25 protein-coding genes and 1 tRNA gene are annotated in these 23,681 nt (G+C 65.1%); 11 read left to right on the top strand and 15 right to left on the bottom strand.

Annotated features, from left to right (window positions below; genetic code table 11):
• Positions 1–49: 49 nt before the first annotated feature.
• From ACNJYA_RS16610 to ACNJYA_RS16595, 4 genes are all read right to left on the bottom strand, one after another.
• Positions 50–808, bottom strand: coding sequence for a Crp/Fnr family transcriptional regulator (locus ACNJYA_RS16610; RefSeq protein WP_439366925.1), 759 nt, complete (start codon positions 806–808; stop codon positions 50–52).
• Entirely contained in the window at positions 808–3,975 is a 3,168-nt protein-coding gene (locus ACNJYA_RS16605) for a CheR family methyltransferase (RefSeq protein WP_439403270.1), read from the bottom strand. Before ACNJYA_RS16605 ends, ACNJYA_RS16610 begins: the two co-directional genes overlap by 1 nt.
• A 209-nt stretch (positions 3,976–4,184) precedes the next feature.
• Positions 4,185–4,454 (bottom strand): hypothetical protein, encoded by a 270-nt coding sequence (locus ACNJYA_RS16600; protein WP_439366923.1) that lies wholly within the window; start codon positions 4,452–4,454, stop codon positions 4,185–4,187.
• Between the two features lie 10 nt (positions 4,455–4,464).
• Positions 4,465–5,472 (bottom strand): chemotaxis protein CheB, encoded by a 1,008-nt coding sequence (locus ACNJYA_RS16595; RefSeq protein ID WP_439366922.1) that lies wholly within the window; start codon positions 5,470–5,472, stop codon positions 4,465–4,467.
• Between the two features lie 87 nt (positions 5,473–5,559).
• Between ACNJYA_RS16595 and ACNJYA_RS16590 the strand changes: the two genes are divergently transcribed.
• A complete protein-coding gene (locus ACNJYA_RS16590) occupies positions 5,560–5,955 on the top strand; it encodes a response regulator (RefSeq protein ID WP_439366921.1) in 396 nt (131 codons plus the stop codon).
• A 360-nt stretch (positions 5,956–6,315) separates the two neighbouring features.
• Here the strand turns inward: ACNJYA_RS16590 and ACNJYA_RS16585 are convergent, their stop codons facing one another.
• A complete protein-coding gene (locus ACNJYA_RS16585) occupies positions 6,316–7,098 on the bottom strand; it encodes an SDR family NAD(P)-dependent oxidoreductase (protein WP_172783311.1) in 783 nt (260 codons plus the stop codon).
• A gap of 184 nt (positions 7,099–7,282) precedes the next feature.
• Here ACNJYA_RS16585 and ACNJYA_RS16580 point away from each other — a divergent pair, with 184 nt between their 5' ends.
• The 6 genes from ACNJYA_RS16580 (at position 7,283) to ACNJYA_RS16555 (ending at position 13,031) form a co-directional block, all read left to right on the top strand.
• On the top strand, positions 7,283–8,458 hold the full coding sequence (locus tag ACNJYA_RS16580; RefSeq protein WP_439366917.1) for a zinc-dependent alcohol dehydrogenase: 1,176 nt from the start codon (positions 7,283–7,285) through the stop codon (positions 8,456–8,458).
• Between the two features lie 11 nt (positions 8,459–8,469).
• Positions 8,470–9,039 carry a hypothetical protein gene (locus ACNJYA_RS16575; RefSeq protein WP_439403269.1) on the top strand — a complete coding sequence of 190 codons (570 nt, stop codon included), beginning with the start codon at positions 8,470–8,472 and terminating at the stop codon, positions 9,037–9,039.
• Positions 9,020–10,624: an alpha-amylase family glycosyl hydrolase gene (locus ACNJYA_RS16570; RefSeq protein ID WP_439366915.1), complete on the top strand. Its 1,605-nt coding sequence runs from the start codon at positions 9,020–9,022 to the stop codon at positions 10,622–10,624. The genes ACNJYA_RS16575 and ACNJYA_RS16570 overlap by 20 nt, the downstream gene beginning before the upstream one ends.
• 165 nt (positions 10,625–10,789) lie before the next feature.
• Entirely contained in the window at positions 10,790–10,969 is a 180-nt protein-coding gene (locus tag ACNJYA_RS16565) for a CsbD family protein (RefSeq protein WP_172783307.1), read from the top strand.
• Complete coding sequence (locus ACNJYA_RS16560) at positions 10,966–12,120, top strand: DUF305 domain-containing protein (RefSeq protein WP_439403268.1); 1,155 nt, start codon at positions 10,966–10,968, stop codon at positions 12,118–12,120. The genes ACNJYA_RS16565 and ACNJYA_RS16560 overlap by 4 nt, the downstream gene beginning before the upstream one ends.
• A 128-nt stretch (positions 12,121–12,248) precedes the next feature.
• Entirely contained in the window at positions 12,249–13,031 is a 783-nt protein-coding gene (locus ACNJYA_RS16555) for a Crp/Fnr family transcriptional regulator (protein WP_172783305.1), read from the top strand.
• Between the two features lie 57 nt (positions 13,032–13,088).
• Here ACNJYA_RS16555 and ACNJYA_RS16550 read toward each other — a convergent pair whose 3' ends face one another.
• The 3 genes from ACNJYA_RS16550 to ACNJYA_RS16540 form a co-directional block, all read right to left on the bottom strand.
• Positions 13,089–13,697, bottom strand: coding sequence for a cysteine hydrolase family protein (locus ACNJYA_RS16550; RefSeq protein WP_439403267.1), 609 nt, complete (start codon positions 13,695–13,697; stop codon positions 13,089–13,091).
• Between the two features lie 127 nt (positions 13,698–13,824).
• Positions 13,825–13,909, bottom strand: a tRNA-Leu gene (locus ACNJYA_RS16545).
• A gap of 168 nt (positions 13,910–14,077) precedes the next feature.
• Positions 14,078–14,320, bottom strand: coding sequence for a FliM/FliN family flagellar motor switch protein (locus ACNJYA_RS16540; RefSeq protein WP_018647371.1), 243 nt, complete (start codon positions 14,318–14,320; stop codon positions 14,078–14,080).
• An 80-nt stretch (positions 14,321–14,400) separates the two neighbouring features.
• On the opposite strand from ACNJYA_RS16540, the gene lipB reads away from it, so the two are divergent.
• Complete coding sequence (gene lipB / locus ACNJYA_RS16535) at positions 14,401–15,162, top strand: lipoyl(octanoyl) transferase LipB (protein WP_439403266.1); 762 nt, start codon at positions 14,401–14,403, stop codon at positions 15,160–15,162.
• A 200-nt stretch (positions 15,163–15,362) separates the two neighbouring features.
• Entirely contained in the window at positions 15,363–16,076 is a 714-nt protein-coding gene (locus tag ACNJYA_RS16530; protein WP_439403265.1) for a DNA helicase, read from the top strand.
• A 45-nt stretch (positions 16,077–16,121) separates the two neighbouring features.
• Here the strand turns inward: ACNJYA_RS16530 and ACNJYA_RS16525 are convergent, their stop codons facing one another.
• The gene (locus ACNJYA_RS16525) at positions 16,122–16,544 is read right to left on the bottom strand and encodes a tautomerase family protein (protein ID WP_439403264.1); all 423 of its coding nucleotides are present in this window, start codon (positions 16,542–16,544) and stop codon (positions 16,122–16,124) included.
• 111 nt (positions 16,545–16,655) lie between these two features.
• Here ACNJYA_RS16525 and ACNJYA_RS16520 point away from each other — a divergent pair, with 111 nt between their 5' ends.
• Entirely contained in the window at positions 16,656–17,510 is an 855-nt protein-coding gene (locus ACNJYA_RS16520; protein WP_439403263.1) for a LysR family transcriptional regulator, read from the top strand.
• On the opposite strand, the gene ACNJYA_RS16515 is transcribed toward ACNJYA_RS16520, so the two are convergent.
• Genes ACNJYA_RS16515 through ACNJYA_RS16500 form a run of 4 tightly spaced genes read right to left on the bottom strand, consistent with a single transcriptional unit; the run spans position 17,507 to position 20,620 of the window.
• Complete coding sequence (locus ACNJYA_RS16515) at positions 17,507–17,887, bottom strand: hypothetical protein (protein ID WP_439403262.1); 381 nt, start codon at positions 17,885–17,887, stop codon at positions 17,507–17,509. The genes ACNJYA_RS16520 and ACNJYA_RS16515 overlap by 4 nt on opposite strands.
• 60 nt (positions 17,888–17,947) lie before the next feature.
• A complete protein-coding gene (locus tag ACNJYA_RS16510) occupies positions 17,948–19,384 on the bottom strand; it encodes a TIGR01777 family oxidoreductase (protein WP_439403261.1) in 1,437 nt (478 codons plus the stop codon).
• Positions 19,381–20,046, bottom strand: a complete 666-nt coding sequence (locus ACNJYA_RS16505; RefSeq protein ID WP_439403260.1) for a DUF4166 domain-containing protein — start codon at positions 20,044–20,046, stop codon at positions 19,381–19,383. The genes ACNJYA_RS16510 and ACNJYA_RS16505 overlap by 4 nt, the downstream gene beginning before the upstream one ends.
• Positions 20,047–20,062: 16 nt before the next feature.
• Complete coding sequence (locus ACNJYA_RS16500; RefSeq protein ID WP_439403259.1) at positions 20,063–20,620, bottom strand: GbsR/MarR family transcriptional regulator; 558 nt, start codon at positions 20,618–20,620, stop codon at positions 20,063–20,065.
• 142 nt (positions 20,621–20,762) lie between these two features.
• On the opposite strand from ACNJYA_RS16500, the gene ACNJYA_RS16495 reads away from it, so the two are divergent.
• A complete protein-coding gene (locus ACNJYA_RS16495) occupies positions 20,763–22,280 on the top strand; it encodes a PAS domain-containing sensor histidine kinase (RefSeq protein ID WP_172783296.1) in 1,518 nt (505 codons plus the stop codon).
• 178 nt (positions 22,281–22,458) lie between these two features.
• Here the strand turns inward: ACNJYA_RS16495 and ACNJYA_RS16490 are convergent, their stop codons facing one another.
• On the bottom strand, positions 22,459–22,758 hold the full coding sequence (locus ACNJYA_RS16490) for an acylphosphatase (protein ID WP_172783295.1): 300 nt from the start codon (positions 22,756–22,758) through the stop codon (positions 22,459–22,461).
• Positions 22,755–23,621: an isocitrate lyase/PEP mutase family protein gene (locus ACNJYA_RS16485; protein ID WP_439403258.1), complete on the bottom strand. Its 867-nt coding sequence runs from the start codon at positions 23,619–23,621 to the stop codon at positions 22,755–22,757. The genes ACNJYA_RS16490 and ACNJYA_RS16485 overlap by 4 nt, the downstream gene beginning before the upstream one ends.
• Positions 23,622–23,681 lie beyond the last annotated feature (60 nt).

Raw genomic sequence — 23,681 nt, 5'->3', positions numbered from 1 at the left:
GCCGGCCGATGTCAGCGAAGAGACTCGTCCGCGCCGCGCCGGAACGGCGTCACCGGACCGCTTCGGTCGTCCGGTACAGCCGCAGATAGCTCGGCGAATACAGCGCCGCGTTCTTGAGCGCATCGAGGTCCGGGATGGTCAACGTGCGCTCGCGCAGCACGATCAGCCCCGCCGCGCGCAGCTCCTGGAGCGTCCGATTGAGGTGGACGACGGAAAGTCCCGTAGCATCGGCGAGATCCATTTGCGTCACGGGCATGAGGCAGGATTTGCCGTCGACCATCCCCACCGGGCGCAGCCGCTCCATGATTTCGCAGAACAGATGCGCCACGCGCTCCAGCGCGACGCGACGGCCGAGATTGATCGCCCATTCGCGCTGGATCGCGCTGTTGAGCAACGTCTCGCACCAGAAGGCTTCCGACAGCGTGGGGTTGTTGGCGAGGAGGTTCTCGAAGCGAGCGCGCTTGATCTCGGCATAGACCACGGGCGTCAGGGCCACGATCGAATGGTCCATTTCCGAAAGCAGGTAGGCGTGCGCATCGCAGCTCTCGCCCGGGAAGATGAAATTCACGATCTGTCGCCGGCCGTCCTCCAGCGTCTTGTAGCGGCCGAGCCAGCCCGACAACAGGATTCGGACGCCATCGACGGGATCACCCTCGGTGATCAGATCCTCGCCGGATCCGGCACGCTGAAGGCCCTCGAGCATGGCGTATTCCAGTGATGCGCGTGCCTCGCTCGACAACGGCCGCAACGCGCTCAGCCGGCGAACGACCGGCTCCAGGACGGTGCGATCGGCTGTCGACAACGGCATCAGGCGGCCACCACCGGTGTGTGGAAGGCACGCTTGGTCAGGGGGATGGTGATGGTGCATTGCAACCCGGCGGGGTTGAATGTCATCGTGGTCTGCCCCTTCAGCTCGAACGCCAGCGTGCGCTCCAGAAGCTCGGTCCCAAACCCTTTTCGCGGCCTTGCCGTCACGACCGGCCCGCCGCGCTCGCGCCATTCGAACACCAGCTCCGCCAGATCGGTGCTCTCGTCGACGCGCCAGGTCACCTCGATGCGCCCGCTCGGCTGACTCAAGGCGCCGTATTTGAGCGCGTTGGTCGCGAGCTCGTGGATGGCGAGTGCGAAGGTTTCGGCGGCCTTGGGCTGGAAGCGGACCTTGGGGCCCGAGACGCGCATCTGCTCGCCTTCCCTGGCATTATAGGCGAGCAGCTCCTCGACCACGAGATATTCGAGATCGACGCCGCCTTCGGGATCGCGCGTCACCAACGCCTGGGTGCGGGCGAAAGCATTGAGACGGCCGTCGAGATGGGAGGCGTATTCCTCCACGGTCGAGCTCGTTTCCGCCGAGCGGCGGGCAATCGAGCGCACCACGCCGAGCGTGTTGCGAACCCGGTGCTGGAGCTCGGCCAGCAGCAGGCGCTGCCGTTCCTCGGCACGGGTGATTGCGGTCACGTCGATGAAGGTGACGACGACGCCTGCGATGAAGTTGTCGACGCTACGATATGGCAGGATGCGCACGATATAACGCGTGCCGCTGTCCGGCGCGCTCAGCTCGCGCTCGACGCTGGCGAGCGTGCGCAGAACGCGGCGGACGTCGTCGTAGAGCTCCTCGATCGGGATGCGCGCCTTGATATGGCTGATCGGCCGGCCCGTATCGGTCTCGACCAGATGCAGGAGCTGCGTGATGGCGGGCGTGAAGTTCATCACGCGCAGATCGTTGTCGAGGAAGACCGTGGCGATCTGCGTGCTCTCGAGGAAATTCTTCAGGTCGCTGGTGGCGCGCGTCAGCTCCTGAACGCGGTGCGCCAGCTCGCCGTTCACGGTGGTCAGCTCCTCGTTGACCGACTGCAGCTCCTCGCGCGAGGTCTCGAGCTCCTCGTTGGCCGACTGCAGCTCCTCGTTCAGCGATTGATATTCCTCGTTGGAGGATTTCAGCTCCTCGTTGGTGCTCTCGAGCTCCTCGATCGTCGCCTGGAGGCGCTCGCGCGTGGCCCGCAGATCGTTCTCGAGGCGCTCGACGTGCTCGGTACGCACCAGCGCGTTCGGATTGCCCTGGTCGGATTCGATGGTTCGCACCGGGCCGTCCTTGAACAGAACGACGAAACTACGGTGGCCGCCCACGCCGTCCTGGATCGGCTCGACGGTGATGTCGACGAGGACGCGGTGACCGTTCACGCCAAGCTGCACCTGCTCGGCATGAACCGGCTCGTTGGTGTCGGCGGCGCGGCTGAGCGTGGTGCGCAATTCCAGCCTGAGATCGCGGTGCACGAGCTGCAGCAGGTCGAGCGTGGCGGCGCCCGCCGTCGGCTCGATGTAACGGCCGGTGCGCCCGGAGAAATGCAGGACCTGGAAGTTCTCGTCGGTGATGACATAGGCCGGCGCATAGCGCTCCGCGATGCGATGCGCGCGCCGCTCCAGGCCGACGTCGGGGCCGAACGAGCGCATCGTCGGCACCTCGACCGGCACCCTGCCCGCCGCAGTCGTGATCGGAAATTCCGGCGGCAGCCGCGTTCCGGTCTCGAGCTTCTTGAAGATTCGGGCGCGGCGATCGACCGGAGAGAACAGCTTCGGATGCCGGGTCACGTTCTCGGAATTGCCGAGGAACAGATAGCGCTCCGATAGCAGCGCGAAATGGAACAGCGGAATCACGCGATTCTGCAGCTCGGCGTTGAGATAGATCAGCAAATTGCGGCAGGAGACGAGGTCGAGCTTGGAGAACGGCGCATCCTTGATGACGTTGTGCTGTGAGAAGATGCACATTTCGCGCAGCTCCTTCACCACGCAATAGGTATCGCCCTCGCGCACGAACCAGCGCGCCAGGCGCTCGCTGGTCATATCCGCCTCGACATTGGTGCGATAGCGGCCGACGCGGGCGGTCGCGAGCGCCCGTCCATCGATGTCGGTGGCGAAGATCTGGACCTGCGGCACGGAATCCATCCGCGCCATGTGCTCGCGCAGGAGGATGCCGATCGAATAGGCCTCCTCGCCGGTGGCGCAGCCGAGCACCCAGACGCGGACCTGCTGGCCTGCCGCCTTGCCCTCGAAGATCTTCGGAATGATCTGCGTCTCCAGCACCTCGAACTCGCGCTTGTCGCGGAAGAATTCGGTGACGCCGATCAGGAGGTCGTTGAAGAGGTACTGCGCCTCGTCCTTGTCGCTGCGAAGGTAATCCACATAAGCGGCGATGTCGTCGATCCGGACCACCTGCATGCGCCGCTGCACGCGGCGCAGGAAGGTGTTCTGCTTGTAGCCGTGGAAATCGTTGCCGGTCTTGTTTCGCAGGATGTCGGCGATGCGCGACAGCGAGCTGGCGGCCGCGGCCAGGACCTCGTCGAAGCCCTGCTTTTCCTCCAGACGCCTGAGATGACGGGCATAGACCTGGATGTGCTCGGGGATGTCCTCGGGCGGCAGCACATAATCGGCAATCGCTGCCGGCGTGTTGCCGTCGAGATGCCCGGTCTCGTCCGCGTTTGCGATCTTCTCGGCGATCGCGAGGCCGCCGTGATCCTTCAGCGTCGCCGTGCCCAGCGTACCGTCGCCGCCGGTGCCCGCGAGGATGACACCGATCGACTGCTCGGCGCGCTCCTCGGCCAGCGAGACCAGGAAGCTGTCGATCGTGGCGCGTTCACCGGGCGCCTGCTCGGCCTTGCGGATCGCGAAGCGATCGCCCTGGATGGTGGTGATCATGGCCGGTGGACACAGATAGATCGTGCCGCCTTCGATCGGGTGGCCGTCGGCGATATCGGCGATCTTGCTGCCATTGGAATTCTGCACGACGTCGCGCAGCTGCGGCTCGTCGAACGCCTCGTGGTGCTGAAGCGCCAGCACGATTGCTTGATCGTCCCCGACGGTCAGCTTGGCGAAGAAGCGTTCGATGCTGTCCCGCGCGCCCGGCGAGGCGCCGACCCCTATGATCAGCGGGGTCTTGCTCTGGTGCTGTGCGTCGACCGGCTGGTCGCCGTTTTCGGTCATGGCTCTGGTCGCTCACTGGCTGGCGGGAACCCGATGGGCGCCCCGCCCTGCAAATAGCAGAATCCGATATTATCCCAACACATCAAAGGCAGAAATGTCCCGGGCGTCTATTTGCTCCAGCTAGCCCGATTCAGGGGACGAGCGCGAGTGGGCCGCCTGCTGCTGCGCTGCGTCGAGCGGCGCAGTTCGGGAGATCGGCGTCAGGCGCCTTACGCTTCCGAATTGACCTCGCGCTGGAGATAGGCCACGCGCTGCTCGATCAGGATGCGGTGGCGCTCCCATTCGACCAGCGTCTGCTTGAGCAGATCGACCAGCCGCTCCGCCTGACACGTGTCGTGACCGCCTGCCATGAGCTCGAGCAGCCGGTCCTCCTGATCGCGAACCCGCAGCCAGCCGCTCTCGATGTCGTGCTCCGCCTTCACCAGCAGGCGCTGCTCCGCATCGAGCTGCGCGGTGCGTTCGGCAAGGGAGATGGCCATGGCCGCGCCCTCACGCCTCCCGTTTCCCCACGGAAGGATCGAGCGACTTTAGCACGACGCGCCGGATCATGTCGGCATATTCGCGGTATTCGAGCGCCCGAGCCTCGTACATTTCGGCGACCGCAGCCCGGCCGCTGCGCCGGCCATCGGCGGCCATGCGCTGCACCAGCTCCGCCCGCTCCTCGATGATCCGCAATGCCACGCGCAAGGCTTCGTCGACGCGCCCCTCCTGCTCCTTGGCGAGCGCATCGGCGGTGAAACCGTGGCCGACCTGGCAGCGGAAACGCATCGGGCGGGCGTTCTGGACCTCCGAGAGCACCCCGCCGCAGGCTGGACAGGTCAGGGCGACAGGGTCAGCCATAGAAACGAGACTGTCACTTCCGATCCGCTCGCCGGCCGCGATCTCGACCTCGAGCCTGATCTCGGGCGGGATTGGCAGCGCTGCGCCGGCCTGCTCCCTGACCAGCTCGGACAGCACGTCACCCATTGTGGCGCCCGGAACGCAGAGGTCGACCGTGGTCGCCTCCATGGCGCGCCGCGGCATCTCGTCGGAGATCGCATCTGCGGGGTCCTGCACCATGGCCAAGCCGCCGCAGCGCTTGATGGCGTTGAGGCCGGCCGCACCGTCGGACAACAGGCCGCTCAGGAGCACGCCGATGACGCGCGGCCCGTGATAGAGCGCGGCCGAGCGGAACAACGCATCGATCGCCGGCCGCACCATGTTCTCGCGCGGGCCGCGGCCGAGGAAGATGCGGTCCTCCGTGAGGAGAAGGTGATGGTCCGGGGCGCCCAGGTAGATCTGGCCGGGCTCGATCTTCATGCCGTTCTCGGCCTGCCGTACCGGGAGCGGCCCGGCACTGCCGGCGACCGTGGAGAGGATGCCGATGCCCTGCGCCGGAATGTGCAGGACGACGAAGACGGCTGCCGGCAAATCCGCGGGAAAACGGCCCAGAATCTGCTTCAATGGAGCGGTCGCCCCGGCCGAGCCCCCGATGACAATGATGTCGCGGTTGGCCATGGAACCCGCCTCCAATTGCATCGTTTGCTGTTTGCACCAAGGCGGATCGCCGGCCTATGTTCCTATGCGTTTGGAGGCCGAAACAGCATGGCGACGTCGCATCAGCGCGCAGAGCTCAAGGGGCGCCGCATCTTCGTCGTCGAGGACGAGTATTTTCTCGCCGATGACATCGGCAAGACATTCCGCGCGCTGGGTGCGGAGATCGCCGGTCCCGTCGGCCACCTCGAAGACGCGCTCAAGATCCTGCACGACGGCAGCGTCCTGGACGCCGCCGTGCTCGACGTGAACATCCGCAGCGAGATGATCTTCCCGATCGCGCGCGAGCTGAGAGCGCGGAACGTGCCGTTCCTGTTCACGACCGGATACGACAAGATCACGCTCGGTCCGGAGTTCCAGGACGTGCCGCTATTGGAAAAGCCGATCGATCTTGCGGCGATGGCACGGAAGCTGGCCGGGCTCATCGCCGAGCAGCCGATCCAGTGAACAGCGGTTGAACGGGTGCAACCGAGCGACGATCAAAATAAATGCGCGATGGCAAGCCAGGCGGTCACCGCCAGGCACAGGACAACTGCGGCGTAAGGTAGCGCGACGCGCAAGACGGCAAGCTCCCCCACTTCAGCTCATCATCATCCAGACGATTGCCACCATCATTACGAGAAAACCCGTAACCGCAGTCGCGACAAAGGCCTGTTCGATACGATCCATTGCCATCGCAGCCCCCGCTTGTTTCAGCCCGTGCAATTTGACGGTTTGAAGGCCGGGGCGCATTAGGCTATGTGAATCGAAGGTCTCCTTTCTCCGCAAGACGGTTCGCGCCGCTCCGCAGCATTGCGCGCGCGTCGCTTACGATCTTGCGGTACCCGGCTCCGCCATCTTGCGGTGCTGCTTGGCCAGCATCTCGTTCGGCGTGACGTTCGCGACCGTGGTCTGGATCTTGTTCTTCAGCCCGGTGACGATGTCGGCCTCCCCGCGCAGCATCGCATCGAAACCCGCCTTGGCGACATCGTAGGCGCCGTCCTTCTTGTCGGTGCCGACCTTGGTGTCCATCATGTCGGCGCGGCGGAAGAACTCGGTCTCGGTCGCACCCGGCATCAGGCAGGTCACTGTGACGCCGCTGTCGCGCAGCTCCTCACGCAGCGCAAACGAAAATGAATCGAGGAACGCCTTGCTGGCGTTGTAGGCGGCCTGGAAACTGCCGGGCATGAAGCCGGCGATCGAGCCGGTGATCAGGATGCGGCCGGCATTGCGGCGGAGCATCTCGTTGCCGACGCGGTGGATCAGATACAGCGTGCCGGTGATGTTGGTGTCGATGAGGTGCTTCACCCTGGCAAAGTCCTGGTCGAGGAAAGCCTTGCCGAGGCCGATTCCGGCATTGGCCAGCAATGCGCCAATCGGCCGGTCGCCGATCGCCGCGCACAGCTTGTCGACGCCTTCGGTGGTGGCGAGATCAGTCTCGACCGGCTCCACGCTGACGCCGTGCCGGCGCAGATCGACGGCCACCCGCTCGATCTGAGGCTCGTCCGCGGCGATGACGAGGTTGAACCCGGCCTGCGCGCAGCACCTGGCGAGTTCCAGACCGATACCGGTTGAGGCGCCTGTGACGACTGCGAGATGATTGGCGGGCATAGGCAGATCCTTGCGATTGAGTCCTTGGAATCGAGGTGATCACGCTCAATCGCCGCCCCGCTCTCTCGTTCCTATTGCGTCGTCGTTCCTGTTTGCGCAGGGCGAAGAATTTGCGCGCAGGCGATAGCAACCATCGTTCGTGCCTGGACTTAGATGGCACGTGGCTCAACCGGGAGGACGGACGATGAAGGCACTGGTCTGGCACGGCAAGGAGGACATCCGGTGCGACACCGTCACCGACCCGGAGATTCAGGATCCACGCGACGCCATCATCAAGGTGACGAGCTGCGCCATCTGCGGCTCCGACTTGCACCTCTTCCACAATTTCATTCCGGGCATGCTGCCCGGTGACATCATGGGCCACGAGACCATGGGCGAAGTGGTCGAGGTCGGCTCGGGCGTCAACGGCAAGCTCAAGATGGGCGACCGCGTCGTCGTGCCGTTCACGATCATTTGCGGTGAATGCGACCAGTGCAAGCGCGGAAATTTCTCGGTCTGTGAGACCACCAACCGCAAGCGTCATCTGGCCGACAAGGTGTTCGGGCACGCGACGGCAGGCCTGTTCGGCTACACCCATCTGACCGGCGGCTATCCCGGCGGCCAGGCCGAATATCTCCGCGTGCCCTTTGCCGACGCCACCCACATCAAGGTGCCGGCGGGCATTCCCGACGAGCAATTGCTGTTCCTCAGCGACATCTTCCCGACCGGCTGGCAGGCCGCCGCGCAATGCGACATCGAGCCGACCGACACGGTCGCGATCTGGGGCTGTGGCCCGGTCGGACAGATGGCGATCCGCAGCGCCATCCTGCTCGGCGCCAATCAGGTGATCGCGATCGACTGCCTGCCGGAGCGGCTCAGCATGGCCGAGGCCGGCGGCGCCACCACGATCAACTTCGAGACCGAGAGCGTGGTGGAGCGGCTCCAGGAGCTGACCGACGGCAAGGGCCCGGAAAAATGCATCGATTGCGTCGGCATGGAGGCCCACGTGATGCCGTCGCTGCCCGACACCCTGCTCGACCGCGCCAAGCAGATGGTGATGGCCGAAAGCGATAGGCCCCACGTGCTGCGCGAGATGATCTATGTCTGCCGTCCCGGCGGCATCATCTCGGTGCCAGGCGTGTACAGCGGCCTGTCCGACATGCTCCCGATGGGCGCCTTCATGAACAAGGGCCTGACGATGCGGACCGGCCAGACCCACGTCAACCGCTGGACCGACGATCTGCTTCGCCGCATCGAAGAAGGCGAGATCGATCCGTCCTTCGTCATCACCCACACCGTCCCGCTCGCCCAGGGACCGGAGATGTACCAGGTGTTTCGCGACAAGCGCGATTCCTGCGTCAAGGTCGTGCTGAAGCCCTGAGGAGCAAAGCCATGTTTCACTTCTCCAACATCGTGCGTACCAAGGGCGACCCCAAGATCGTCGCGGGCGGGCCGAGCCTGAAGCAGCCGGCGGACCAGCTCGCGCGCGCACTCGGCTGGTTCAGCATCGGCCTCGGCGTCGTCGAGCTCTTCGCACCGAGGCGCGTCACGCACACGCTGGGCATGGAAGGCCGTGAGACGCTGGTCCGCGCCTTCGGCGTGCGCGAGATCCTTGCCGGGATCATGTCGCTCTCGGTCGACAAGAACGCCGGCCTATGGGCCCGTGTCGGCGGCGACGGCCTCGATGCCGCGGCGCTGATGTCCGGGCTGACGTCGGACAATCCCAAGAAGGGCAACATCGCGCTGGCACTGTTGATGGTCGGCGGCATCGCCGTGCTCGACTACCGCGCCGCGCAGGACACCAAGCCGCGCCGCCCGCCGCGCGATGCACGGCGCAAGCTCTATCCGAACCGCAGTGGATTCCCGAAGGGTATCGAGAGTGTCGGAACTGCGGCAAGGCAGATCGCGGGGCATGTTGGGCACAACGAGGTGAAGCAAGGTGATGAGCGTCGAGTCCCGTGACGAAGCTGCGTGGTGGGAATCCGCCGTCATCTACGAGATCGCGCTGATCTCATTTCAGGACTCCAACGGTGACGGCAAGGGCGACCTTGCCGGACTGTTGTCGCGCATCGACTATTTGAAATGGCTCGGCGTCGATGCGGTGTGGCTGACGCCGATCCACAAGAGCCCCTTCCGCGACCTCGGCTACGACATCTCCGACTATTGCTCGATCGATCCCGCCTTCGGCAGCCTCGAGGAGTTCGATCGCCTGCTCGAGGCGCTGCACGGTGCGGGCATCCGGCTCATTCTCGACCTCGTCCCCAATCACACCGCGCACGATCATGCATGGTTCGTCGAGAGCGCAAGCTCGCGCAACAGCGCGAAGGCGGATTGGTACATCTGGGCTGATCCCGCCGAGAACGGCGGGCCGCCCAACAACTGGCTGAGCCGCTTCGGCGGCAGCGGCTGGGAATGGTGCGAGGCGCGGCGGCAATATTACTATCATTCCTTCCTGGTCGAGCAGCCCGACCTCAACTGGCGCAACCCACAAGTGCGCGCCGCGATCGCCGAGACCATGCGGTTCTGGCTCGACCGCGGCGTCGACGGCTTTCGCGTCGACGCCAGCGCGGTCCTGATCAAGGACCGGCTCTTGCGCGACAACCCGCCGAATCCCGAGGCCGAGGGCAAGCCGCCGCCGCAGCGGAACACGACGGTGTTTACCGACGACCGGCCCGAGACGATGGATTGCATCGAGTTCATCCGGGAGGTGATCGATGCCTATCCCGGGCGGATGCTGTGCGGCGAGGTCCAGGGCAAGACCGACCGCATCGGCCACTTCTACGGCAACGGCCGGCCGCGCCTGCATCTGCCGCTCAACTTCGCCCTGCTCGATTCCAAATGGGACGCCCTCTCGCTGCAGGCCACGATCGACGCCTATCTCAACGCCATCCCGGACGATGGCTGGCCGGTCTGGGTCATCGGCGGCCACGACAAGCAGCGGGTCGCGAGCAAGATCGGCGAGGCGCAGATGCGCGTGCTGGCGATGCTGCTGATGACGCTGCGGGGAACGCCGTTCTTCTTCATGGGCGACGAGATCGGCCGCAAGCGCGTGCCGATCCCGCCGGGCCGCGTTCACGATCCCTTCGAGAAGCTCGTGCCCGGCTATGGCCTGTGCCGCGATCCCGAACGCGCACCGATGCGATGGGACGACAGTCCCGACGGCGGCTTCACCACGGGCCGTCCATGGCTGCCGCTCGAGCCGCCCGATGGTGCGGCCAACGTCGCCGGACAGCAGCGCGACAAGCGTTCGATCCTGGCGCTGTTTCGCGCGCTGATGGCGCTGCGGCGCGAGCATATTGGTTTGCAACGGGGCGAATACGAGCCGCTGCGGTCGCAGAACGATGTCCTGGCCTACAAGCGGCTGGATGGCCGTAACGAGATTCTGGTCGCGCTCAATATCGCGGCCGAACCGCGGAAATTCCACTGGCAAGGCCGCGGCCGTCTCTTGATGTCGACGCATCTGGATCGACAGGCCGAGCCGGTGCCGGATGCGTCCATCCTGCTCCGCGGCAACGAAGGCGTGATCATCACGCTCGAACCTCGGTGATATCAGCAGGAACCATCCGCGTTTCGAAGAGTCTCATCAATGCTTTCCGGCGTCTCCCCCCGCCGCCGGAGGCAGTTTGCAAGACCGCAGCCCCGGCGCCCACGCCCCCTTCAGGCGCCGGGGTAGCGGCGTGAGCCCGTCGGCAGGACATATCGGAGGCAGCTCATGGGCAAGACCAAAGGTCTGCAGCAACGGATCGCCGGCAAGACCAAGCAGGCCGTCGGCGAAATCATCGGCGACCAGGATCTGCACGATGACGGCAAGGCACAAGCCGAGCGCGGGCGCGCCGAACAAGACAAGCCGAGCGAGCTCAATCCGCTGAAGAAGCTCAAGCAGCTGACGTGAACGCAGAGCCGCGACCAGCGCTCGCGAGTGGGGCGCGGCGCAGCATCGGCGAGCGGCGGCGTTCGCGCTGGATTGCCGCGGCCGCCCTCGGCCTGATCAGCAGCACGTTCTCGACCATCGTCAGCCAACTCTTCGCCGCCCGCATCGGCCGCGATGCCGCCGTCGACTGGATGACGGTTGCCGCAATTCCTGCGCGCGATTGGGCGATCAGCTCCGAGCCATCCTGGAGCGCAATCCTGACCGGGATCGCCTTTCACCAATGGGCCGATTTTTTCTGGGCGTTGGTTTTCTTTGGCGTGCTCGGACGCTGGACGGCCGACTTGCGGCCGATGACGATCCTGCTGCTGGCGCTGCCCTGGGCCGTGTTCTCTTCAGGCATGGAATGGTTCGTGCTGGTGCCGCTGTTTCCGTTTTGGCAGCCGCTGTTCACGCTGCAACAACCCTACTGGATCGGCCTGCTGGTCCACGGCTCCTCGGCCGTGATGTATCCTCTGTTCGCGCGCCTGCGCTGGAAGCGCGGGACTGCGCCTGACAGCGACGTGCGGTTCACCAACATGTGGATGACCGGCGCGCTGGCCGTGATTGCGGTGCTCGGTGCGGTCGCAATGTTCGGCGGTCACGGTTACGAGCCGCCGTGGATGGGCCGCGACAGGGATCACGACCAGGCCTACATCCGTCACATGACCACGCATCATGCCCAGGGCATCGAGCTGGCACGGACAGCGGCCGAGCGCGCGCAGGATCCACATCTACGGAAGCTCGCGATGCTGATGGTCGCGAGCCAGACCGGAGAGAACCAGATCTTCGAGAATTGGTGGCTGAGCTGGTTCGACACGGAGATGCCCGATTGCAGCACCGAGGAGCGTGCGGCGATGCCGGGCTTTCTGACACCGGCCGAGATGCGCCAGGTCAAGACCGCGCCGCCGGACCAGTTCGACGCGCTGTTCGTCGAGGCGATGAGCAGGCACCACCGCGGTGCGGTCAGGATGGCCGACCGGATGTGGCACAGCCGCGGCGACCCTCGCCTGCGCATCATGGCGCACGCCATCCGCCACGCGCAGCAGGGCGAGATCGCGCTGATGCACGGCACGAGCGGCGTCGCCGCCGTGACCACAGGCATACGCAACATGCTCGGCGACAACGTCAATTGAGTGCGAGGAACCTTGGATCGGCGAGCGGCTTGCTGTCTCCCCGATACCCCAAGCGAACGTATCAAACGTTAATGCTTTCCGCCGTCGTTCTCGGCCACACTTGGAGCCGATGGGGGATCGGAGATCAAATGCAGGCAGGATTTGCATTCTCGAAACTCGCCGACCGCCTGACGAGCCTCGTCGAACTGACCCCGGACCATCTCGATCTGCTCGCGGACATGCCGAGCAGCATCGCGCATTTCGGCGCGCATCAGACCATCCTGCGCCACGGCGATGAGGCAACGCAATGCTGCCTGGTGCTTCAGGGATATCTGTCCTGGCAAAATGACGAAAGCGCGGATGGCCAGATCACCGCGATCTGCGTGCCCGGCGACATCGCCAACCTGCAAAGCCTGTATCGCCCGCGCATCGAGGGCAACCTGACCGCACTCGGCCCCGCAATCGTCGCGCTCGTGCCGCACCGCTTCTTTCGCGAGCTCGCGGTGCGTTCTCCGGCGATGTCGCATGCCCTGCTGTTGATTCTGCTTGCCGATCACGCCATCCAGCGCAACTGGACGGTGAACCTCGGCAGCCGGGACGCATTGACGCGCGTGGCGCATCTGCTTTGCGAGATCACCGTTCGGCTGCAAGCCGTCGGGCTCGCCAGAGACTTCAGATTGTCCTCGCCGTTCACCCAGTCCGATGTCGCCGCGGCCTGCAGCATCTCCCCGGTCCATGCCAACCGCACCATCCAGGAGCTGCGCCGCTGCAATCTGCTGCAATGGCAGGGCAAGACCCTGACCATCACGGACTGGCCGGGCCTGGTCCGGCTTGCCGGTTTCGACCCGGCCTATCTGAACATGCGATCCGGCGCAGACCACGCGCAGCCGCCGCATGCGAGACCGGTGACCGCCGACGTCGCAGTCGCTTGATCTGACTCGATGGCGGCGAGGAAGCTTGTGCAGCCGATGAGATCGGATCGTAGCTCCCTACTCCCGCCACACCTCGGCCAGCTCTTCTGCCGTCACCAGGTCGACCTGGCCGTGAAAGCGGGTGCGATACATCGTCATCAGCGCGTCGTGGCCGACATCGGACGAGCTGCACAGCGCGTCCTCGATGATGACGATCCTGAAGCCGAGATCGACGGCGCTCAGGACTGTCGAGAGCACGCAGACGTCCGTTTCCGCGCCCGATATCACGACGGTGCCGACGTTCTTCTCGACCAGCAGGCTCGCAAGACCGGGATTGCTGAACGCGGAATAGGCCGGCTTGTCGATCACAGCGGCCGGCGGAACGAACCGAGCCAAGGCCGGCACGAGCTCCAGAGCCGATGATGGCAGATGCCTGCGCGTCGCCTGGCGCCAGCGGCGGAAATAGCTCTGCCATTGCCCCGGTCGATCCTCCGGATCCTCAGGGGTGATGAAACGCGTGAAGATCGTTCTCTGCGCATGGCGCGAAACGACCGAGACGACCGTCGGCAGGACGCGCTCCATCCACGGCGTCGCCCAAAGGCCGTCCGGAGCGAAAATGTTCTGCATGTCGATGCACAGGTGAACGGCGCCGCGGACCTCGGCAACATCGGACGTAGCGTCCCTCATCAGCCTCCACCTTCAAGCGCATTCGGCCACCAGTTGCGAATGCAAGGCGAGGGCTTTGGTTCCGAAGCGCCGCCATGCGGCGCGAACCTGGGCGAAAACCCGCCCAGAAAAGCTATAAAAATGAAGGTGGTGCGCTCGGAGGGACTCGAACCCCCACGGTGTTACCCACTGCCACCTCAAGGCAGCGCGTCTACCAGTTCCGCCACGAGCGCTAGGAGATGCCGGCCTGAGGTCGTTCGGGTGGCCGGATCAGCGGCCGCCGATCTAACAAATCCATCAGGGGGATACAAGCCTGCAAAGACCCTGAATTCCACAAGCTTGGCGGGAATTCTCACCTGCCCGGATCGGCCCTATCAAGGCCCTGGCGCCAATGGCGTGCCCTACCGGGTCCCCGGCGAGCGCGGCAGCATCTGCTTGACCTCGACCGCGATTCGGTTGCGATCGACCAGCACGACGCCGGAGGCGACCGGCAGGTTATTGGCGAGCACCTTGACCTCGTCGGCCTCGGTTGCGTCCAGCTCGATGATGGCGCCGCGGGAAAGGCGTAATACCTGATGGATCGGCATGGTGGTGGTCCCGAGGACGACCATGAGATCCACGGTGACTTTGTCGAGAGTGGGCACTGTCAGGACCGCCGCAACTTGGGACTTACGCCAAAGGACTTGGCATTTGCTCCTGATCATCACCACGTTATGGTTAGCCAATGGTTAATTCGCCCCCAAACCCCGGCCAAGAACGGCGTCAGGACCAGCGTCAACACCTCGATTTGACGTCGTTTTCCGCCGCGGGCGGCGAAGTCGTCGAATGGCGGATTTCGGACGCTCCGGTGCCCTATCCGGAGGCGGTGGCGACCATGGAGGCGCGCGTCGCGGCGATTGCCGCGGGCGAGGCGCCGGAATTGGTCTGGCTGCTCGAGCACCCCCCGCTCTACACGTCGGGCACATCGGGCAAGGAGAGCGACCTGCTCGAGGCCCGATTCCCGACCTTCGCGACGGGGCGCGGCGGGCAGCTCACCTATCACGGGCCCGGCCAGCGCGTGGCCTACATCATGCTCGACCTCAAGCGCCGCCGGCCGGACGTGCGCGCCTATGTCGCGAGCCTGGAGGAGCTGATCCTGAAGGCGCTGGCCGCCTTCAACGTCCGCGGCGAACGGCGCGAGGACCGGGTCGGCGTCTGGGTCAGACGCCCCGACAAGGGGCCCGAGCACGAAGACAAGATCGCGGCGATCGGCGTCCGCCTGAAGCGCTGGGTCTCGTTTCACGGCATCGCGATCAATGTCGAGCCGGAGCTGTCGCATTTCGCCGGCATCGTGCCCTGCGGCGTCGTCGACCCCCGCTACGGCGTCACCTCGCTGGTCGATCTCGGCCAGCTCGTGACCATGGCCGATGTCGATATCGCGCTTCGGCAGGCGTTCGAAGAGCTGTTCGGACCGACCCGCGCGCTGCTGCCGGAAGCGGCCGTCTAATACTTTTTTCTGTTTGAGTTGACCGCGCACGCTCTCCGCCCCTGGCGGAATCAGCTACGCTTCGTTCCGGTGTCGCCCACGCCTCCCCCCTCCGCCGGGAAAGCAGACCTCATGCCGGGCGAGTTGATCATCGGCCGACTGTTCGAGCGCCAGGCATAAGGAGGGGTTGCGATCCATGCTCGCAATGGGAGGTTTTGACGATGAAACTGTCTGCACCGATCTACCATCTGAAGCGCACGGCCAAGCGCCTGTCCCGCGAGGCCGGCATTCCGCTCCACGACGCGCTTGACCGCGTCGCTGCGACGGAAGGGTTTTCCGCCTGGAGCATGCTGGCGGCCAAAGCAGCCGCACGGACTCCGGCGAGCAAACTGTTCGCGCAATTCCGTCCAGGCGATCTGGTGCTGGTCGGGGCGCGTCCCGGCCAGGGCAAGACGCTGATGAGCCTCGAACTTGCCGTCGAGGCCATGAAGTCCGGCCATCCCGCCGCGTTCTTCTCGCTCGAATATACCGAGAAGGATGTGCTGGAGCGTCTGCGGGTCATCGGCGTGGAGCCCGCGCAGTTCGACAAGCTGTTCGAGGTCGATTGCTCGGACGTCATCAGCGCCGACTACGTCGTGAAACAAATGGCTTCGGCGCCGCGCGGCACGCTCATCGTGATCGACTATCTGCAACTGCTCGACCAAAGGCGGGAAAATCCCGATCTGACGGTGCAGGTGCGCGCGCTGAAATCGTTTGCGCGCGACATGGGGCTGATCGTCGTCTTCATCTCGCAAATCGACCGGTCCTACGATCCCGCGGTCAAGCCCTGCCCCGATCTCGGCGATGTCCGCTTGCCGAACCCGCTGGACCTGAAGCTGTTCGACAAGACGTGCTTCATCAACGACGCCGAAGTGCAGTTCCGCGCCGCGAGCTGATGGCTTCAGGCCGCGGGTGACATTGTTCATCCGCGGCCCGTAACGTCACGCCGCCTGCACCGCAACCTCGAGCTTGCCGGCGATGTAGCGCCGCTCCTGGGTCAGGCCGCCGAAGCCGTAGGCGTCGCCCTTGACCTCGTCGACATGCAGGTAGGTCTCCGGATGCAGCGGGCCCAGGATCTCGGCCATGCGCTTGAACATGGCGGCGAGATAGGCCGCCTTCTCGTCCTTGGTGTTGGTGCCCTCGGTGACGTGGATGTCGATCCAGTAGCTGGCCAGCTTCTGCTCGGCGAGCGACTTGCCGCCGGCGAACCAGTCGCCGGCATCGACCGACTTCACGATGATGGCGGTGACCTTCGGGTCCTTGTGCAGGATTTTTGCGGTGAGCTCGGACACGGCATTGGCGATGTCGGCCTTCAGCGACGGCGACTGGCGGGACGAGGTGTAGGATACGGTGATCAGCGGCATGGTGGTTCTCCCTAAGATGCCACGCGACCTGCGCGGCGTTGGTGAGAAGCTAGACCTGCTGGCGTCATTTTGGTATCTTATCTCTACTGATATCAATGATAACGATCTGTAATGATAGCCACGCTCGACATCGCCACCGTTCAGGCCTTCCTGCTGGTCGCCGATCTCCAGAGCTTTACCCACGCCGCCGAAGCGCTCGGCACGACGCAGGCGGCTGTCAGCCTGAAGCTGCAGCGGCTGGAGGCGCTGCTGGCAAAGCGGCTCGTCGAGCGCTCGCCGCGTGCGGTCCGGCTCACCGCCGATGGTGCGGCCTTCCTCGATCGCGCCCGCGCGCTGATGGCGGCGCATGATTGCGCGCTGTCGGGCGACGCGTCAGCCGCGCAGTCGCTCACACTCGGCATCTCCGATCACGCGGCAGGGCCCGAACTGGTGCCGCTGCTCGAACGGTTGCATGCGATGTCGTCGAACCTCACCCTCGCCGTCACCATCGGCTTCTCGCGCGAGATGCAGGATGCCTATGATGCGGGCGAGCTCGATGCAGTGATCGTGCGCCAGGAAGGCAGCCGCCGCGGCGGCGAGAAGCTGGCCGAGGACGAGTTTGGCTGGTTCGCGTCACGGCGCCTCACCCTGCCGAAGGGCGAACCATTGCCGCTTGCGACACTCGCCCCGCCCTGCGGCGTCCGCGCCGTCGCCGTGCGCGCGCTCGACAAGGCCCGCATCCCCTGGCGCGAACGCTTTGTCGGCGGCGGCGTCACCGCGGTGGTGGCAGCAGCACTCGCCGGGCTTGCCATTGCGCCGCTGGCGCGGCGGATCGCGCCTGCCGGGTTGACCGACGTCGGGCCTGCGCACAAGCTGCCGAAACTCGGCAGCTCGAAGGTGATGCTGCATTCGAAGATCAGCGATCCGGCAAAACTCGCCGCGCTGCGTGCGGTGGCGGCGACGTTTCGGAGTGTGGCGGCGAACTAGTGCTGAGATCGCGGGCGCTCCTTGCCCGCGTGTCGCCCTGCGATATGCCAATAGGCCAGTCCGGCAAAGCACCCGGCCACGACAAAGAGCCAGATCGATCCGTCGACCCTTCCGAAGAGCACTGTCTGGCTCACGGCTCCGGCCACCCCGCCAGCAAGGACGAAGAAGGGCAATGACCGGATGCAGAACCGTTCGCTGAGCCATATTGCCACAGCTGACGGAATTCCGCTCAGCGCGCAAACGAACACCAGCACTGCCGGAACGCCAATCAGGATCGCCACACCGAAATCGGCGGCGGACCGCACGGCGAAACTGTCGACGCGCGGCAGCGCAAGGAGGAACAGGAGAAATAGCTCGATAACAGCCGTTGCCGTCAAGCATGCGCCAAACCAGCCTCGCGTCATTCGAGCAACGCTCTCGCAAGACATGACATAACCTCACAAGATCGCCTCGAACGCACTGCGCAGCGTCTCGTGGCGGAACACGAAGCCGCGGCTCAGCGCCTTGTTCGGCAGCACGCGCTGGCCGCCGAGCAGCAGCTCGTCGGCAAAGCCGCCGCCGATCCGGCGGAGCAGGCCGCCGGGGATACGGAACACCGCAGGCCGGTGCAGGCGGCGGCCGAGTTCTTCCGTGAATTTTGCATTGGTGACCGGGATCGGCGCGGTGGCATTGACGGGACCCGCCAGATCCGGCGTCGCAATCACATAGGCGATCAGGCGGATCAGATCGTCGCGTTCGATCCAGGACATCCACTGCCGCCCGGTGCCGAGCGGGCCGCCGAGGCCGAACTCGAACGGCGTCAGCATGCGCGTGATGAAGCCGCCTTCGGTGCCGAGCACGAGGCCGATGCGCAAATACACCACGCGCACGCCGAGCTCCTCCGCCGGCCGCGCCGCTGCCTCCCAGGCCGCGCACAGCTCGTGGCTGAAGCAGGCGTGAGATTTGGCCGATTCCGTCAGCACCTGGTCGGCCCACAACCCGTACCAGCCGATCGCCGAGCCGCTGATCAGTACCTCTGGCTTGCGCGCGAGCCGCGCGATCAGTTTGACGATATCGCCGGTCATGTCGATGCGCGAGCCGATGATCTTGGCACGCTTCGAATCGGTCCACAGGCCGTTGCCGATCGGCTCACCGGCGAGGTTGACAATGGCATCGATCTGCGTGTCCGAGGCGATCTGATCGAGGCTCGTGATCAGCGTCACCGGCGGCGGCAGCATCTCGGCTTTCGCGGGATTGCGGATCAGCGCGATGACGTGATGCCCTGCCCCGCTAAGGCTTGCCGCAAGACGGCTGCCGATGAAGCCGGTGGCGCCCGATATCAGCACGGTCTTGCGGCTGGCGATTTTTTCGACGAGTCCAGCTGCGGGCACAGCCTTCATGCGGCCGAGCCGGCGCATCGCGGCAAAATCCCTGACGCCGCACAGCGCAGCGCCGAGTGCGCAGGCGGTCGCGGCGATGCTGAGCAGACCCTCGTAGACGACGATCACGCCGACGGGCTGCATCGCCAAGGCGATCAGCGCCGGCATCAGCAGCACCAGGATGGCGCCGTAATTGATCGCAAGCAGCGTATGATTGATGCGCTCGCTCGGCGGCAGCTTGCGGCTCAGATCCTCCTCGACGAAATCCATCAAGGTGATGACGATCTCGGCGACCAGCACCGCGACGATCAACAGCGCCAGCACGCCGTGAACCTCGAGCCAGCCGAGCACCAGAAACAGCAGCGCATAGAGCATGTTGCGGATGCCGTGCAGCTTCAGCTCGAAGCGCTGCGACGGCCGCCAGGCCAGGCGCTCGGTGAATTCGTGGTGATAGAAGGTGTCGAACACACCCATCACGATCTGGATGGCGATGAGTGTCCACAACAGCGGCGTCATGATACGGCCTCCCTGAACAGGACGGACTGATGGATCAGCGCGCCGTGACGCGGGTGAGTGACGTCGAGGGTGAAGCGGAAAGCGCCCTCGCCGAGATCTCGATGCGTCACGATCAGCTCGCCCGGCGTCAGCCAGCGCGGCAGCGGAAGCCACAGGCGTCCAAGCTGAAGGCCGTAGCCGGCGCTACGAAAGATCAGCACCTGATCCTCGACCGCGATGCGCAGCGCCATCGATACGCCGAAGCCGACATATTCCTCGAGCCCCGTCGGACCGGCAAAACGCTTGGCGGAATGGATCACCTGCGGAAAGCCGCGCTTGCGCGCGCAGATGCGCGTCCAGGTCTGACCGCCGGTCGCGCCGTCCTCGGTGACGGTGACGATCATGGGCACACCGATGTCGCGGCCGGTGGGCAATGGTCCGCCGATCAGGCGCGCGGCCTGCGCGAACCACCAGCCGACATCGCTGAAGGCGAGCTCGTCGACCACGCCGACATAGACGACACTGTCGCCGTCGGCGACGCGTTTCGAGAAGCGCCGCCAGGTCGCGAGCGGCAAGCGGCCCCAATCCTCGTCCGACAGCAGCGCGCGGAAGCGGCGGTCGTCGAGCAGTCTCGTGTGAGCGGAGGTCGATGCGTTGGATCCTGATAGTCTTGCCGACGTCATCGCACCCTCCTCGACACTATTTGACCTTACCCAGCGGCAGCAGGTTGGCGATCTTCTCGCCAAGCCGCATCAAGGCGACCAGCCGCGGCCGCGGCACTTTCAGCATCTGCATGAACCAGTGGTCGGCGAGCTCGGTGAACGCGAGCATCTCCTTCAGGCGCTTGGCCGCGACGGGACTGATGCCGGGATCGTCCGTGGCATCGGACACGCAGACGCGAAGCGCTGCGATCGCCGGGTCGATCTCCCGCTCCTTGCGCCGCGCCGCGATCCTCGCGGCGATCTCCCAGATGTCGGTCTCGGCCTCGTAATGGTCGCGGCGGTCGCCCAGGATCGGCACCCGCCGGATCAGGTTCCAGGCGAGCAGCTCCTTCAGCGAGTTGGAGACGTTGGAGCGTGCCATGCCGAGCGTGTCGGCGATGTCCTCGGCGGTCATCGGCGCCTCGGCGAGATAAAGCAGCCCATGAATCTGGCTCACCGAGCGATTCACTCCCCACTCGTCGCCCATATCGCCCCAATGCAGGATGAAGCGTTCGACGGCGGCGGGAAGTTTCTTCTTTCCGGTTATTTCTGTCATGACAGAAATATCTGACGAACCCGACTTCTTGTCAAGAAGAAGCCTTGCATACGGCCCGCCAGGGCCTGCCTAAAAATGTCCCAGACGGCGGGAACCATCCCGACCTCTTCGGCGTTTGTTCCCGTCGAGGCGGGGTCCCGGAATGGCCGAAAAGTTCAGTCAACAGAGAGACCTGTTCGAGAGCGAGCGCAGTTTTCGGCTGTTGGTTGAGGGTGTCGCCGACTACGCCCTCTATATGCTTGACCCGAACGGGACCATCACCAGCTGGAACATCGGCGGCGAACGCATCAAGGGTTACCCCCCCGAAGAAATCCTCGGCCAGCATTTTTCCCGTTTCTACACCGAGACCGACCGGGCCAATGGCAAGCCGGCGCGGGCGCTCGGAATCGCGCGCGAAAAGGGCCGATACGAGGAGGAAGGCTGGCGCGTCCGCAAGGACGGCACGTTCTTCTGGGCGAGCGTCGTAATCGACCCGATCTACGAGGACGGCAGGCTGATCGGCTTCGCCAAGATCACACGCGACATCACAGAGCGTCGCAATGCCCAGCTCAAGCTCGAGGCGATGCAGAAGCAGCTGGCCGAGTCGCAGAAATTCGATGCGCTCGGACAGCTCACTGGCGGGGTGGCCCACGACTTCAACAATCTTCTGATGATCATCAGCGGCAGCCTTCACATCCTGAAGAAGAACGCCGCCGACGACCCCAAGCTCGAGCGCGCCATTTCGGCGATCGACACCGCGACCAAGCGCGGCGCAGCGCTGACCAACCAGCTTCTCACCTTCGCCCGGCGGCAGAGCGTCAACCCGCAGGCGATCGATTTTGCCGAACGCGTCGCGGCCATCCGCGAGGTGCTCGACGCGGGCGTCGGCAGCTCCGTGCGTATCGCCTTCGACATTCACTCCGACACCTGGCCGATCAAGGCCGACGTCTCCGAGCTCGAGACCGCGCTGCTCAACCTCGTCATCAATGCCCGCGACGCGATGCCGGACGGCGGCACGGTGACGATCGCGGCACGCAACGTCGTCCTGAATGAGGCGCCCCTCGTCGGCGATTTCATCGCGATCGACGTCCGCGATACCGGGCTTGGAATTCCCTCCGACGTCCTCGACAAGATCTTCGAGCCGTTCTTCACGACCAAGGCGATCGGAAAAGGCACGGGCCTCGGCCTTTCGCAGGTCCACGGCTTCGCCCACCAGGCCGGCGGCACGGTGAAGGTGGCAAGCGAGCTCGGCAAGGGCACGACATTCACCATCGTCCTGCCGCGCGGCACGGATGTGCCGTCGCGGGAGACGGCGGGAACGGCGTTCCGCGGCAGCGGCACGGTGCTGCTGGTCGAGGACAATCCCGATGTCGCGCTGGTCAGTATCGGTCTTCTGGAGCAGCTCGGCTATCAGGTGCGCCGTGTCGCCGATGCCGAAGCGGCATTGCGCGAGATCGAGAGCGACGGCGTCGATTTCGTGTTCTCGGACATCGTCATGCCCGGCAAGATGGACGGCCTCAGCCTCGCCCATCACCTCCGCCAGATCCGTCCCGGCCTGCCGATCCTGCTTGCCACCGGTTACAGCGAGGTCGCCGCCGGCGTGCGCGGCGATTTCCCGATCCTGCGCAAACCCTACGAGATCCACGAGCTGAGCGAGGCGATCTCGAAACTGCCAAGGTGAATGTTTCTTCTTCACCTCTCCCCGCTTGCGGGGAGAGGTCGAATTCGATTGCAGATCGAATTCGGGTGAGGGGGTACAGGACTTTCTACGACCGCTCGCATTGAGAGAAGCCCCTCACCCTAACCCTCTCCCCGTAAGAACGGGGCGAGGGAAACACCGCCTGCGGGGAAAGAAACACCTACACCGTCGGCAGTACGGAAAACGCCTCCCCTGCCCTGCGCAAATTCAGCTCATCCACGCTTGCGGTTTCACTGGTGACACTGTCGACGCGCGAGAGCGGCGGGCCGTGGCGGCACAGCGCGACCATGTCGGCAACGTGCGTCGGCGCACCCGCGAACAGCGCTTCCACGCTGCCGTCACGGCGGTTGCGGACCCAGCCTTCGAGGCCACACGCGGCGGCCTGGAACTCCACCCAGGCCCGATAACCGACGCCCTGCACGCGGCCGCGGATCATGACCTGGAGAATCACCCGGCTCATGGCTTCGATCCGAGCCAATCGGCGCTACGCGCCTTGACTGCGGCCTCGCGCGCAACGCGGGCCATCAGCTCCGACGATGCCACGCCCTTGAGGCTCTTTGGCGCCGTGCCCTCGCGCAACGCCTTCTGCGTCTCGTAGACGGCTTGCGTCGCCGCGGCGATCGGAGCATGGCCCTGCAGCGCGATGCGGACGCGCTGACCCCCGAGATAATCGAGCCCGCTCAATTCCTCTGACCCGCCGCCGAGTACGATCGGCAGGCGCGTGGCGGCGGCGATCGCTTCGAGCTCGGCACGCGACTTGACGCCGGTGAAAAACAGCGCATCGACGCCGGCCGCCTCGTAAGCCTTGGCGCGGCGCACCGCATCCTCGATCGAGGTGATCGCGGCTGCGCCCGTGCGGCCCATGATGACCAGCGAGGGATCGCTGCGGCCGGCGAGCGCCGCCTTCATCTTGCCGACGCCCTCTTCGAGGGAGATCAGCTGCGCCTTCGTCTCACCGAATGCCGCCGGCAGCAGCGTGTCCTCGATGGTGAGGCCGGCCGCGCCGGCCGTCTCCAGCTCCTGCACCGTGCGGCGCACGTTGAGCGCATTGCCGTAGCCGTGATCGGCATCGACGAGCACCGGCAGCGCGGAGGCGCGGGACATCCGCCGCATCTGCTCGGCGAGCTCGGTGAGCGTGATCAGCGTGACATCGGGGTCGCCGAGCACGGCGAGAGAGGCCACCGATCCGCCGAACATGCCGAGCGGAAAGCCGAGATCCTCGGCAATTCGGATCGAGATCGCGTCATAGACCGAGCCGGGATGGACGCAAATTGGGCCCGACAGGGTGGAGCGCAGTTTCTCGCGGCGGGAACGAAAGGCCATGGTGCCCTCTCAATTGTTGCGACGCAGCCGCAACATACTCCGTCATTGCGAGCGCAGCGA

The organism is Bradyrhizobium sp. BLXBL-01, from assembly GCF_051853025.1.
Classification (GTDB): domain Bacteria; phylum Pseudomonadota; class Alphaproteobacteria; order Rhizobiales; family Xanthobacteraceae; genus Bradyrhizobium.
The sequence above is the reverse complement of the archived record's forward strand: the minus strand, read 5'-3'. Positions and strand labels throughout refer to the sequence as shown.

What these genes read in the sequence shown, in the direction of transcription:
- ACNJYA_RS16610 (WP_439366925.1), bottom strand. Translation starts at nt 808, where the DNA reads ATGCCGTTGTCGACAGCCGATCGCACCGTCCTGGAGCCGGTCGTTCGC.
- ACNJYA_RS16605 (WP_439403270.1), bottom strand. Translation starts at nt 3,975, where the DNA reads ATGACCGAAAACGGCGACCAGCCGGTCGACGCACAGCACCAGAGCAAG.
- ACNJYA_RS16600 (WP_439366923.1), bottom strand. Translation starts at nt 4,454, where the DNA reads ATGGCCATCTCCCTTGCCGAACGCACCGCGCAGCTCGATGCGGAGCAG.
- ACNJYA_RS16595 (WP_439366922.1), bottom strand. Translation starts at nt 5,472, where the DNA reads ATGGCCAACCGCGACATCATTGTCATCGGGGGCTCGGCCGGGGCGACC.
- ACNJYA_RS16590 (WP_439366921.1), top strand. Translation starts at nt 5,560, where the DNA reads ATGGCGACGTCGCATCAGCGCGCAGAGCTCAAGGGGCGCCGCATCTTC.
- ACNJYA_RS16585 (WP_172783311.1), bottom strand. Translation starts at nt 7,098, where the DNA reads ATGCCCGCCAATCATCTCGCAGTCGTCACAGGCGCCTCAACCGGTATC.
- ACNJYA_RS16580 (WP_439366917.1), top strand. Translation starts at nt 7,283, where the DNA reads ATGAAGGCACTGGTCTGGCACGGCAAGGAGGACATCCGGTGCGACACC.
- ACNJYA_RS16575 (WP_439403269.1), top strand. Translation starts at nt 8,470, where the DNA reads ATGTTTCACTTCTCCAACATCGTGCGTACCAAGGGCGACCCCAAGATC.
- ACNJYA_RS16570 (WP_439366915.1), top strand. Translation starts at nt 9,020, where the DNA reads ATGAGCGTCGAGTCCCGTGACGAAGCTGCGTGGTGGGAATCCGCCGTC.
- ACNJYA_RS16565 (WP_172783307.1), top strand. Translation starts at nt 10,790, where the DNA reads ATGGGCAAGACCAAAGGTCTGCAGCAACGGATCGCCGGCAAGACCAAG.
- ACNJYA_RS16555 (WP_172783305.1), top strand. Translation starts at nt 12,249, where the DNA reads ATGCAGGCAGGATTTGCATTCTCGAAACTCGCCGACCGCCTGACGAGC.
- ACNJYA_RS16550 (WP_439403267.1), bottom strand. Translation starts at nt 13,697, where the DNA reads ATGAGGGACGCTACGTCCGATGTTGCCGAGGTCCGCGGCGCCGTTCAC.
- lipB (WP_439403266.1), top strand. Translation starts at nt 14,401, where the DNA reads ATGGTTAATTCGCCCCCAAACCCCGGCCAAGAACGGCGTCAGGACCAG.
- ACNJYA_RS16530 (WP_439403265.1), top strand. Translation starts at nt 15,363, where the DNA reads ATGAAACTGTCTGCACCGATCTACCATCTGAAGCGCACGGCCAAGCGC.
- ACNJYA_RS16525 (WP_439403264.1), bottom strand. Translation starts at nt 16,544, where the DNA reads ATGCCGCTGATCACCGTATCCTACACCTCGTCCCGCCAGTCGCCGTCG.
- ACNJYA_RS16520 (WP_439403263.1), top strand. Translation starts at nt 16,656, where the DNA reads ATGATAGCCACGCTCGACATCGCCACCGTTCAGGCCTTCCTGCTGGTC.
- ACNJYA_RS16510 (WP_439403261.1), bottom strand. Translation starts at nt 19,384, where the DNA reads ATGACGCCGCTGTTGTGGACACTCATCGCCATCCAGATCGTGATGGGT.
- ACNJYA_RS16505 (WP_439403260.1), bottom strand. Translation starts at nt 20,046, where the DNA reads ATGACGTCGGCAAGACTATCAGGATCCAACGCATCGACCTCCGCTCAC.
- ACNJYA_RS16500 (WP_439403259.1), bottom strand. Translation starts at nt 20,620, where the DNA reads ATGACAGAAATAACCGGAAAGAAGAAACTTCCCGCCGCCGTCGAACGC.
- ACNJYA_RS16495 (WP_172783296.1), top strand. Translation starts at nt 20,763, where the DNA reads ATGGCCGAAAAGTTCAGTCAACAGAGAGACCTGTTCGAGAGCGAGCGC.
- ACNJYA_RS16490 (WP_172783295.1), bottom strand. Translation starts at nt 22,758, where the DNA reads ATGAGCCGGGTGATTCTCCAGGTCATGATCCGCGGCCGCGTGCAGGGC.
- ACNJYA_RS16485 (WP_439403258.1), bottom strand. Translation starts at nt 23,621, where the DNA reads ATGGCCTTTCGTTCCCGCCGCGAGAAACTGCGCTCCACCCTGTCGGGC.